9 protein-coding genes, 2 tRNA genes and 1 pseudogene are annotated in these 10,391 nt (G+C 68.4%); 3 read left to right on the forward strand and 9 right to left on the reverse strand.

The features are described from left to right. Nucleotides 1-135: 135 nt before the first annotated feature. A complete protein-coding gene (locus ACY5KJ_RS12755; protein ID WP_462186123.1) occupies nt 136-1,710 on the reverse strand; it encodes a sensor histidine kinase in 1,575 nt (524 codons plus the stop codon). A gap of 201 nt (nt 1,711-1,911) precedes the next feature. Between ACY5KJ_RS12755 and ACY5KJ_RS12760 the strand changes: the two genes are divergently transcribed. Then, nucleotides 1,912-2,205, forward strand: a complete 294-nt coding sequence (locus ACY5KJ_RS12760) for a hypothetical protein (protein WP_462186124.1) — start codon at nt 1,912-1,914, stop codon at nt 2,203-2,205. Nucleotides 2,206-2,327: 122 nt separating this feature from the next. Here ACY5KJ_RS12760 and ACY5KJ_RS12765 read toward each other — a convergent pair. From ACY5KJ_RS12765 to ACY5KJ_RS12775, 3 genes are all read right to left on the reverse strand, one after another. Beyond that, nucleotides 2,328-2,400 (reverse strand) — tRNA-Glu (locus ACY5KJ_RS12765). A gap of 89 nt (nt 2,401-2,489) precedes the next feature. Continuing rightward, nucleotides 2,490-2,561 (reverse strand) — tRNA-Gln (locus ACY5KJ_RS12770). A gap of 167 nt (nt 2,562-2,728) precedes the next feature. Continuing rightward, nucleotides 2,729-3,508: a fumarylacetoacetate hydrolase family protein gene (locus tag ACY5KJ_RS12775; protein ID WP_462203425.1), complete on the reverse strand. Its 780-nt coding sequence runs from the start codon at nt 3,506-3,508 to the stop codon at nt 2,729-2,731. Nucleotides 3,509-3,811: 303 nt separating this feature from the next. Between ACY5KJ_RS12775 and ACY5KJ_RS12780 the strand changes: the two genes are divergently transcribed. Then, nucleotides 3,812-4,075 carry a hypothetical protein gene (locus ACY5KJ_RS12780; RefSeq protein WP_462186127.1) on the forward strand — a complete coding sequence of 88 codons (264 nt, stop codon included), beginning with the start codon at nt 3,812-3,814 and terminating at the stop codon, nt 4,073-4,075. A 106-nt stretch (nt 4,076-4,181) separates the two neighbouring features. Here the strand turns inward: ACY5KJ_RS12780 and cimA are convergent, their stop codons facing one another. The 5 genes from cimA to ACY5KJ_RS12805 all read right to left on the reverse strand — a co-directional run bounded on the left by cimA (nt 4,182) and on the right by ACY5KJ_RS12805 (nt 9,559). Continuing rightward, nucleotides 4,182-5,786 (reverse strand): citramalate synthase, encoded by a 1,605-nt coding sequence (gene cimA, locus ACY5KJ_RS12785; protein WP_462203426.1) that lies wholly within the window; start codon nt 5,784-5,786, stop codon nt 4,182-4,184. Between the two features lie 235 nt (nt 5,787-6,021). Continuing rightward, on the reverse strand, nt 6,022-6,699 hold the full coding sequence (locus ACY5KJ_RS12790; protein WP_462187999.1) for a Crp/Fnr family transcriptional regulator: 678 nt from the start codon (nt 6,697-6,699) through the stop codon (nt 6,022-6,024). 110 nt (nt 6,700-6,809) lie between these two features. After that, entirely contained in the window at nt 6,810-7,196 is a 387-nt protein-coding gene (locus ACY5KJ_RS12795; protein WP_462188001.1) for a CBS domain-containing protein, read from the reverse strand. 189 nt (nt 7,197-7,385) lie between these two features. Continuing rightward, nucleotides 7,386-8,312 carry a branched-chain amino acid transaminase gene (locus ACY5KJ_RS12800; RefSeq protein ID WP_462203427.1) on the reverse strand — a complete coding sequence of 309 codons (927 nt, stop codon included), beginning with the start codon at nt 8,310-8,312 and terminating at the stop codon, nt 7,386-7,388. A 218-nt stretch (nt 8,313-8,530) separates the two neighbouring features. Beyond that, on the reverse strand, nt 8,531-9,559 hold the full coding sequence (locus ACY5KJ_RS12805) for a 3-isopropylmalate dehydrogenase (protein ID WP_462187996.1): 1,029 nt from the start codon (nt 9,557-9,559) through the stop codon (nt 8,531-8,533). A 635-nt stretch (nt 9,560-10,194) separates the two neighbouring features. Between ACY5KJ_RS12805 and ACY5KJ_RS12810 the strand changes: the two are divergent. Then, nucleotides 10,195-10,391, forward strand: a pseudogene (locus ACY5KJ_RS12810) (EAL domain-containing protein); the annotation flags it as partial.

The raw sequence follows: 10,391 nt of genomic DNA on the forward strand, positions 1-10,391 counted from the left end.
GTCCGCCCCGGCCCCGACCCCGACATCGACGGCCAAGAACTGAACGCCTGACCATCGGGCCGCCGCCTGGGCAGGTCCCGGCGCCTTCCCGGCACGGGGATCAGCCCGGCACGAGGAACGGTCTTCCCGCCCCGCTCAGCCGAGACGGTCCATGGGCAACGAGCGGATGTCGTCCCGGGGACCAGCGAGCGGCCCGCCGGTAAGCCGTGGCTTACCCGGCTCCTCGTCGACCCGGATACTGCGCGGCAGGGGCATCGGAACCGGCAGTTCCGCCTCAGGCTCCGGCGCGAGCGCCGCCAGGCTGGTCGCCGCCCACAGGTCCACCTCGACGATGATCTCGCCGTTCTCCGAGGACATCCGCAGCCGTCCCCCGTGTACCTCGACGAGGCGTCGCACGACGTAGAGCCCCATGCCGGCCCCGTCCGTGGGGCGGGTCGCCGTGCCGTCCCGCTGGGTGAACGGTTCGAAGAGCTGGCGGATGGTGTCGGGGTCGAGATCGGGCCCGGGATTACGGACGCGCAGGACGACCTCGTCGCCCACCCGGCCGGCTATGAGCCGTACCGGCGCTCCCGGCCAGGAGTGCACCAGGGCGTTGTCGACGAGGTTCGCGACCACCTGGATGAGGGCCTGTCGGGCCATCCGCACCGGCAGCTCCAGCGGAAGATCCACCGTCACGCTGCTCGGCGACCCGGTGTACGAGAGCGTGGCGAGCACGTGCCGGACGACCTCCGGCAGATCGGCGATGGTGGTCTCGTCCGTGCCGGTGGCCGTGGCGGCCGTGAGCATGTTCTCCAGCAGGCGGGAGAGGCGATCGGAGTAGTTCACCGCCGCATCGAGCAGATCGTCGAGCTGGGCGTCCGAGAGCCGGTCGCGACGGCGCTTGATGGTCAGCAGGTTTCCGCGGATACCGGTCAGTGGCGTGCGGAACTCGTGCGACACCGTCGCGACCAGGTCGCTGCGGATCCTGTCGGTCTCCTCCAACCGGGCCATCAGGCTCTGCTGACCCTCGTAGAGCTGCTGCCGGTAGTGCTCCACCCGGCGGCGGGACTGCTCGTTGTAGTGCCAGAAGACCATCTGTGCGCAGGCAAGAGCGAAGATGAAGCCGGCATGCAGGCCGGCCACCAGCCAGGCGTTGTCCAGCAGCTCCCCGTCGGCCGAAATGATGTTGCCGATCGCCAGGTTGGCGACGAACACGAAGGCGATCGCCAGCAGATAGACGGTCCACTCCTCGTAGAGCGCGATCAATGCGACGACCACGAAGAAGTGAAAGTACATCGGGGTGAGGCCGCTCGAAAAATGGACGAGGACGACCGAACAGCACAGCAGCCCGAGGCTGGCGGCCAGGGCACGGACCCGGCGGCGGCCGGGCACCACCGCGGAGGCGAACAGCAGCGCCGGCAGACTGGCCGCCAGAAAGCCGTGCACGAGGCTCAGGTCGCGCCAGATCGCGTAACAGACGATGACCGGCAGGTGTATCGCCAGCACCAGGCACATCAACGTGTGACGGGCCGTCCAGTCCTCGATGGGCAGACCGCGGCCCTGGGGAAGCAGCGAGGTGATGCGCCGGGCGGCTCCCGGCAGGACGTCCACCTGCTCCGGTGCCGATCCCGGCGGGCGCAGCCGACCAGCATGGCGGGCGGCGCGCCCCACGTGCGCACTCCCATGCCGACGCCGTGCGCGTTCGGGTGCCGATGGACTGACGGTGGACATCCGCGCAAGTTTGTACCGATCCGGTGCTGGAGCACCATGGTTGTCAAGGGTGGTGTCGCATGGCGACAATGCCCAGGTTTGACTAGGCCATCTGCACCACCTGGTACCGGGCTCAACGGAGCATGGCGCGGGCCTCGCCCTCCCCGCCAGGCTGTGGTCCGCGGGGTGGCCCCGAGACAGCCCCCCATGGAGGAGGACACCGTGCCCCCAGTGGCCCTGACAGCCCCAGTGGCCCTGGCAGCCTCGACCGCTTCCGCGATCGCCCCGTCGACCGCGGGTCGGATCGGCCCGCCGCAGCCGGGTGCCACCGACGATCCCGCGCTGACCGCCGTCATGGCCCGGGTCGCGCGCCCCCAGCTACGCCTGGTGGCCTCGACCCCGGACACCGAGATCGAAGTGGTCCACGGCCGCGGAGGCCCAGCGTCCTGCGGCTGCCGCGCGTGCACGATGGCCCGCCACCCCGCGACCATGCTGCGGTTCGAGGTTATGCGGTAGGCCGGATCGCGCCCGACATGACGATGGCCCCCGGAGAGGAATCCGAGGGCCATCGATGGTCCGTCTTGGTGCGAGGGCGTAGCTCTCGTCCTCTGCGAAGAATCGAAGATAAAACCGCCGTGTAGCCCCGACCGGATTCGAACCGGCGCTACCGCCTTGAGAGGGCGGCGTCCTGGGCCGCTAGACGACGGGGCCAAGACTCTGGTTCTTACTTACGCGCTTATGCGCGTGTCACACTATACAGTATAGCGGCCAGTTTCGACCGAGCGGCAGATCTGATGCAGCTGGGGTACCAGGACTCGAACCTAGACTAACGGAGCCAGAATCCGTTGGGCTGCCAATTACCCCATACCCCATGGGCCCTGTTCGGGCGCTGCCTACTGTACCTCATGCAGACAGCACATCAGCGCGCCGGGGTGCCGATGCACGCCGGTCATCCCGTCACGTCCCGTGGCTGGGGCATCGGGAATGACCGGCAGCCACCCGACCGGCAGTCATCCGGCGGAGGATCGCGCCGCGGGCGCTAGCGAGCCGTTACCGGGTTGGTGAGCGTCCCGATGCCCTCGACGGTCACCGCCACCGTCTGCCCCGGTGACATCGGCCCCACGCCCGCGGGCGTTCCGGTCAGCAGCACGTCGCCGGGTAGCAGCGTCATGGCCGACGACATGTAGGCGATCAACGAGGGGACGTCGCGCAGCAGCAGGCCGGTTCGGGAGCTCTGGCGCAGTTCGCCGTCCAGGGTGGTGCGGATGGTCAGATCCGCCGGGTCGAGATCCGTCTCGATCCAGGGACCGAGGGGGCAGAAGGCGTCATGGCCCTTGGCCCGGGTCCACTGGCCGTCCGCCTTCTGCTGATCGCGAGCGGTCACGTCATTGGCGCAGGTATAGCCGAGCACCACTTCGAAGGCCCGTTCCACCGGGACGTCACGGCACAGCCGGCCGATGACGATCGCCAGCTCGCCCTCGAAGTCGACCCGCTCGCTGTCCGACGGAAGGGTGATCGGATCGCCCGGGCCGGCGACGCTGGTGGAGGGCTTGAGGAAGAGGATCGGACACTCGGGCGGGGTGTCACCGCCCATCTCCCAGACATGGTCGGCATAGTTCTTGCCCCCGCAGAGCACCTTGCTCGGCAGCACGGGAGCGAGCAGCCGCACGTCGCCGAGCCCCCGGCGGACGCCGGTGAAGGAGAACGGACCGAACGGATGCGGGGTGATGCCGGAGATCACGGCCGTACCCGCCTCGATCGACCCCTCCACGACCCCGAACCCAGGCTCCGAACCATCGGTAAACCTCGCAATACGCACCCCCAGACCGTACCGAGCCCGCGGAAGGAGCTGACCCGACCGGCCGGTGGGCGGCCCCGCCACACCGCGGGTATGACTCGTATGACCGACATGACCACGGCCGGGGCTGATCAAGTTCGCCAGAACGGTGACGAGTGACCGAGAATTAGGCTAGAACCCGCGCCTGGTCCACCAGCTGGTCCACCAGCGGATGGCAGCCACCCGCTCCCGCTGTCCCGTACTGACCAGATCCGACGCGGACGGCCGACATCACCGCGGAGCTGCCCGGCAAGTTACCCGGCAGAGGAAAGGGAAAGGAAAACGGTGAGCGAGACCGACACCACCCCCGTCTACGATGTCGGCGCACCCGAGCCGAAGCCGATCGACGAGGAACTGAGCGTCAAACTGGGCCACCTGGCCGAAGACGCGATCCTGCGGGGTAAACCCAACGGCGACGAGCGGTGCGACAACTGCCTATACTACCTGGACGCCGACAAGGACATCACCTACTGCTGGCACCCGAAGCTACGCGTTCTGGTCGGCGGCGACTGGTGGTGCCAGTGGTGGGAGGAGATCCCGCAGGACTGACCCACGTAGCCGGCGGCCCGGCCCGCGGCGGCGGGCTGCTCCGCGGGCGGTACAACGGGAGCACCCACGCCCGGGCGGGGCCACTCCCGGGGGTTGGGGCCCGGCGTCAGGCCGCGTCCGGGTCTGGGCGCTCTCCCTGCCGCCGCAGTCCGTAGTCGACGGCGTCCTCCAGGGCCGCCCAGGAGGCGGCGATGATGTTCTCGTCCACGCCGATCGTGTCCCAGCACTCGCGGCCGTCACTGGTTCCCACCAGGACCCGGGTCACCGCGCCGGTCCCCTGCTTGCCGTCGAGGATCCGAACCTTGTAGTCCACCAGGTCCAGATCGGCCAACCCCGGATATGCCTTCTCCAGCGCGTTGCGCAGTGCCGTGTCGAGAGCGTTGACCGGTCCGTTCCCCTCCGCCGTCGCGACGTGGCGTTCGCCGTGCGAGGTGAGCTTCACCGTCGCCTCGCTGACCACCTCGCCGCCCGGGCGCTGCTCGACGATGACGCGCCAGGATTCGAGGGTGTAGAACCGCTGCCGGCCGGCCACCTCGTCGCGCAGCAGGAGTTCGAAGGAGGCCTCCGCGGCCTCGTAGACGTACCCGGCCGCCTCCCGCTCTTTGACCAGGTCCACCACCCGTCCGAGCGCCTCACGCTGGTTCGACAGGTCAAGGCCGAGCTCACGGCCCTTCAGTTCGATGGTCGCCCGACCGGCGAGCTCCGAGACCAGCATCCTCATGTCACTGCCCACGACCGCCGGGTCGATGTGCTGGTACAGGTCCGGATCGACCTTGACGGCGCTGGCGTGCAGGCCGGCCTTGTGCGCGAAGGCGCTGGCCCCGACGTACGGCCGGTGCGGGTCGGGCACGGAGTTGGTGACCTCGTCGATCGCGTGGGAGACCCGGACGAGCTCACGCAGCCGCCCGGGCGGCAGCACGGCCCGGTCCAACTTGGTCTCCAGACCCGCGATGACGCTCAGCAGGTTGGCGTTCCCGCACCGCTCGCCGTAGCCGTTTGTGGTGCCCTGCACGTGGGTGACGCCGGCCTCCACCGCCACCAGGGTGTTCGCGACCGCGCAGTCGGCGTCGTCGTGGCAGTGGATACCGAGCCGGGCGCCGGTCGTGGCGAGAACATCGGCGACGACCGCGCCGATCCGCGCCGGGAGCATGCCGCCGTTCGTGTCGCACAGCACGACGACCTCGGCACCGGCCTCGGCCGCAACGGAGACGACCTCAAGGGCGTAGGCGGGATGCACCCGATGGCCGTCGAAGAAGTGCTCGGCGTCGACGAAGACCCGCTTTCCCTCCGCGCGCAGATGCACGACGGTGTCCCGGATCATCACGAGGTTCTCGGCCGGGGTGGTGCGCAGGGCACGTTCGACGTGGCGCAGATCCGACTTGGCGACCAGGCAGACCACCGAGGTCCCCGCGTCCCGAAGCGCCGCCACCTGGGGATCGTCCGCGGCGGCGCGGCCCGCCCGCCGGGTGGCCCCGAAGGCGGTCAGCACGGCGGTCGTCAGGTTCAGTTCGCCGCGCGCCCGGGTGAAGAACTCCGCGTCCTTCGGGTTCGATCCCGGCCAGCCGCCCTCGATGAAACCGACACCGAGATCGTCCAGGTGACGGGCCACCGCGAGTTTGTCGCCGACCGAGAGCGACAACCCCTCCTGCTGGGTACCGTCCCGCAATGTCGTGTCATAGATGTGCAGGGAATCGGGATCGTATGGCCGCACGGGGCGCCCCTCCGCAAGGATCTTGGGCCGTTCCGCCCCGGCCGAGCCGAGCGGTCCGGACAACCTCCGGCACGCCGAACCGAGCAGAGTTCGGGAACCTGGGGCCGCCACGCGCCCGGCCCCAGGGGTCAGCGACCGAAGCGCGCGACGGAGACGGGTTCGCCGCCGGGTGACAAGCCTACGATGTAACAGGCCCGACATGTGACGGATGTGGCGTGCGCCACAGTGGAGGATCTCAGTCCCCCGCAAACCGGCGTAGCCGGTCGACCTGCAGGATCGTGATGGTCTGACCTTCCGAGAGGATCCAGGTCCTCCGCTCGAACTCGCGCAACGCCTGGTTCACCGACTGGCGGGAACCGCCGAGCAGCGAGGCGATCTCGGTCTGCGTGAGGCCGAGTTCGATCATTGGACGCCCCGCCTCCCGCATCCGCAGCAGGAGCAACTTGGCCACGCGTCGCGGCAGATCGAGGAAGACGAGGTCGGCATTCGCTCCGGTGAGGCGTCGCACGTGCGCCACCAGTGCTCGGATGAGCTGCTCGGCGACGGCCGGCCGTTCCCGCACGAGTTCCCAGACCGCGGTGCGGTCGAGAACCAGCGCAGTACTCGGTTCGAGCGCCTCGACGCCGGCGGACCGGGTACCCCCTTCGACGATGTTGAGTTCTCCCAGGGTTTCCCGTGGCCCGACAATGTTCAAAACGTGATCACGGCCGTCATCGGCCTTCGTGAGCACCTTCAACCGCCCGGAGGCGACCACCAGAAGAGTGTCGGCGGTCTCACCTTCCGTGAAGACAACCTGTCCACGCCGGAAACGTCGCGTGACGGCTCGCGTGGCGAGCCGCAACAGGTCCTCCTCCTGCAGTTCCTTCAGCAGCGTGGTCGCTCGGAGCAGGGCGACCGCCTCGTTGTCGTGCATGCGGTGACCGTAGCGCCGTCCGCCTGCCTCATGTTCCCCAGATACCCCGGACGACGGGATCGGATTCGACGGCAGACCGCAAGCATCCCCGGCGTACGACACGGTAGACATCATACCGTAACATGATGGTTACTCCAGCAACGTACCACGTCGCGCATGGAGAGGATTCCGGCTACGCCACCGCCCGAGGTCACGATAAGGTGCCGAAAACCGCCCCGCAGCATCGCGGCAGCCGCCTCGTCCAAGGACCACTCCGGATCCGCGAAGACGACATCGCGGGTGAGATGGTCGCCCGCGATCTCGACATCCGGATCCTGAGCCGCGGCGATCGATCGCAGAACGTCCCGTTCGGTCAGGATCCCGTAGCCCTCACTGTCCGCATCGTGGACGACCGCGGCACCCACCTTGCGCGCCGCCATCAGCCTCGCCGCCTGGCGAAGCGTGTGCCCCGGGCCGATCATGAGAACAAGGGAGCTCATAGCCTCCGAAACCCGCACGACGCCCTCCCGACGCTTGTGCATTCGTGAAAACTGCTACTCGCGACGGTAGGCCCTGCCGGCCATGTTGACCAGAGCACACGATGCTTCGGCGTGGGCATTATGTGAGCCCGGCCACGCGGGGCCGGGCTCACGACCCTGGCCGGGACGCGGGGCAACGCGCGAACGCCCGCGACGCCGGCCACGGCGTTATTGCTGGACGAACTCGTTCCACTCCTGGTATCGGTCCAGTTCCCCCCGGGTCGCGCGGTGGAAGATCTCCAGCAGCTCCCGGGTGACGGGGCCCGGCTTCCCGCTCCCGACCTGCCGGTCGTCCACCTCGACGATCGGCACGATCTCGACCGCCGTGCCGGTGAAGAACGCCTCGTCAGCCAGATAGAGGTCGGTGCGCACGATGTGCTGCTCGATCACCTCGTACCCCTGATCGGCGGCGATCCTCATGATCGAGGCGCGGGTGATGCCACCGAGCGGACCATCCGTGAGGAGCGGAGTGATGACCTTGCGTCCGGAGACGATGAAGACGTTTTCCCCGGTGCCGTCGGCGATGTGGCCATTGGGGCTGGTCAGAATCGCCTCGTCGTAACCGGCCTTGACCGCCGCGACCTTCGCCAGGGACGAGTTGAGGTACTGCCCGGACGCCTTGGCCGCCGGCGGCGTGATGTTCGGGTCGTTCCGCTTCCAGGAGGAAATCATCGCGCAGATGCCGTTCTCCTCTGCCTCCTCGCCGAAGTAGGCGCCCCACGGCCACACCGCGATCATGACCTCGACAGGAGAAGGCAACGGATTGAGCCCCATCTCACCGTAACCGAGGTAGATCAGCGGCCGGATGTAGCAGGAGGCGATGTCGTTCACCGCGATGGTCTCCTTCGTCGCCGCGACGACCTGCTCCGGCGTGAAGGACGGCTCCATCACATAAATCTTGGCACTGCGGTAGAGACGGGCGATGTGGTCCGTCAGCCGGAACACGGCGGGCCCTTGGGCCGTCTCGTAGCAGCGGACGCCTTCGAACACACCCCACCCGTAGTGCAGGGTCGGGTTGAGCACGTGGATGCGGGCGTCGTCCCAGTCGACGAACTCTCCACTCATCCAGATCTTCGAGGTTGGGGTGATAGGCACGGCGACTCCAGGCCAAAGTACGACGAAGCGAACAGGAGATGACGAATCCGCCGATCTTCGCCGTGGTGGGGCCCTGTCGGCTGCCATCTTACCGGATCTACGGCTCCCGTAGAGAATAACCACGACGCACCTGGACCGGAAGGGCCCCCGCGGCAATCAACCATCCGGCCTCCACCGGTGGCGTGGCGGGGTGGCGCGAGGACCGGGGTGGCGAGGACTCAGCCCGCCGCCCGCGCGGCGAGGTCCTCGCCGCGTTCCCGGGTCGACAGCTGGGCCGCTCCCGCGGCGGCACGATCCGCCAGGGAGGATGCGACGGCGGCCTCGACCTTCGCCGCCTCCTCGGCGTGGCCGAGATGATCGAGCAGCATCGCCACCGAGGCGACGGTGGCCGTCGGGTCGGCGAGCTGCCTGCCGGCGATATCCGGGGCGCTGCCGTGCACGGGCTCGAACATGCTCGGGTGGGCACCGGAGGGATCGAGGTTGCCACTGGCGGCCAGGCCGATCCCGCCGGTGATGGCCGCGCCGATGTCGGTGATGATGTCGCCGAACATGTTGTCCGTCACGACGACGTCGAACCGGCCCGGATCGGTCACGAAGAACATCGAGGCCGCGTCCACGTGCTGGTAGTCGACGCGCACGTCGGGGAACTCGGGCGCCACCTCGGCCACGGTGCGCGACCACAGGTCGCCGGCCTTGGTCAGCACGTTGTTCTTGTGCACGAGAGTCAGATGGCGACGCTCGCGTCGATCGGCCCGCCGGAACGCGTCGCGCACGACGCGCTCGACGCCGTACCGGGTGTTGAGGCTCTCCTCGGTCGCCACCTCGTGAGGCGTCCCCTTCCGGAGCACACCCCCCGCGCCCGCGTACGGCCCCTCCGTGCCCTCCCGCACCACGATCATGTCGATAGCCGGATCGCCGGCCAACGGCGAGCGGACTCCCGGGTAGAGCCGCACCGGCCGGAGATTGACGTGATGGTCGAATTCGAACCGCAGCCGCAGCAGCAGGCCACGCTCGAGGACACCGCTGGGCACGCCGGGATCACCGACCGCCCCGAGCAGGATCGCGTCGTGACCGCGCAGTTCCTCCAGCACCGAGTCGGGCAGCGTCTCCCCGGTCTCGTGCCAGCGCCGGGCACCCAGGTCGTATTCGGTCATGTCGACCTTGGGATGTACCGCGCGCAGCACCCGCAACCCCTCCGCCACCACCTCGGGGCCGATCCCGTCACCGCCGATCACTGCAAGCCTCATGGGCCGACTGTAGCGGCCGACCGCGGGTCCGCACGGGTCCGCTCACGACGGGCCACCGCCCCGGCGGCCGTCATCGTACTCCCGAACGGCCGCGAATCACCCCCGAATAACTGCGAATGGTAGCTATACCACTACCTCAGCCTAACCTCGCCTCCGGAACGCCACCCACACTTCCACATTCGATCACCTTGAGTAATCGTAGCGCACCACCTCGCCGAATAAAGTTCACCCCCGTTGTTGCTGGATTGATTTCCATCGGCCGACTCGGACTACTCGCACGCCTCGCGTCGGCACCCGAAAATCCTGGCGAGCAATGACCGTTTTGGCGACGGATCAACGATGAACGACGCCTCCGGCGCCCAGAAACCGCCGTTCTTGCGCCGGGGGCACGGGAAGGACGATGAACAGCAATCCGACCGCCACCCGCTGGTCGCACAAAAGAGCGCAGGATTCACAACTCCGGACGGTACTCGCACCCGGCATCGCGGCCGGATGGTAAGAAAATCACTTACAGGACAGGTGCGACGTGCTTCGATGCGAGGGGGGTGCACGGCGCATGATTACTCGGCAGCGGATTCCCGCGGGACCTCCGTCCAGCGACCGCCCCGATGTCGGCGACGCGGCTGTTTCGCCCGGTGGCGCGGCCGAGGGCAGGACGCTGCCCGCAGCCGGTGGGGCGGGCCCCCGGGCGGTCGAAGAACAGCGACGGGGGTGGGACGCGTGGCGACGACCGGCCCGACCTACGCCGGGTTCTCGCCGATCCCGACGAACCCGTGCTGTTCTTCCAGCCGATCGTGGATCTGCAACGGGGGGTCATCGCGGGGTATGAGGC

This window comes from Frankia sp. CcWB3 (assembly GCF_977927595.1).

Coding starts and splice junctions, on each gene's coding strand:
- ACY5KJ_RS12755 (WP_462186123.1), bottom strand. CDS start 1,710: ATGTCCACCGTCAGTCCATCGGCACCCGAACGCGCACGGCGTCGGCAT.
- ACY5KJ_RS12790 (WP_462187999.1), bottom strand. CDS start 6,699: ATGCACGACAACGAGGCGGTCGCCCTGCTCCGAGCGACCACGCTGCTG.
- ACY5KJ_RS12805 (WP_462187996.1), bottom strand. CDS start 9,559: ATGAGGCTTGCAGTGATCGGCGGTGACGGGATCGGCCCCGAGGTGGTG.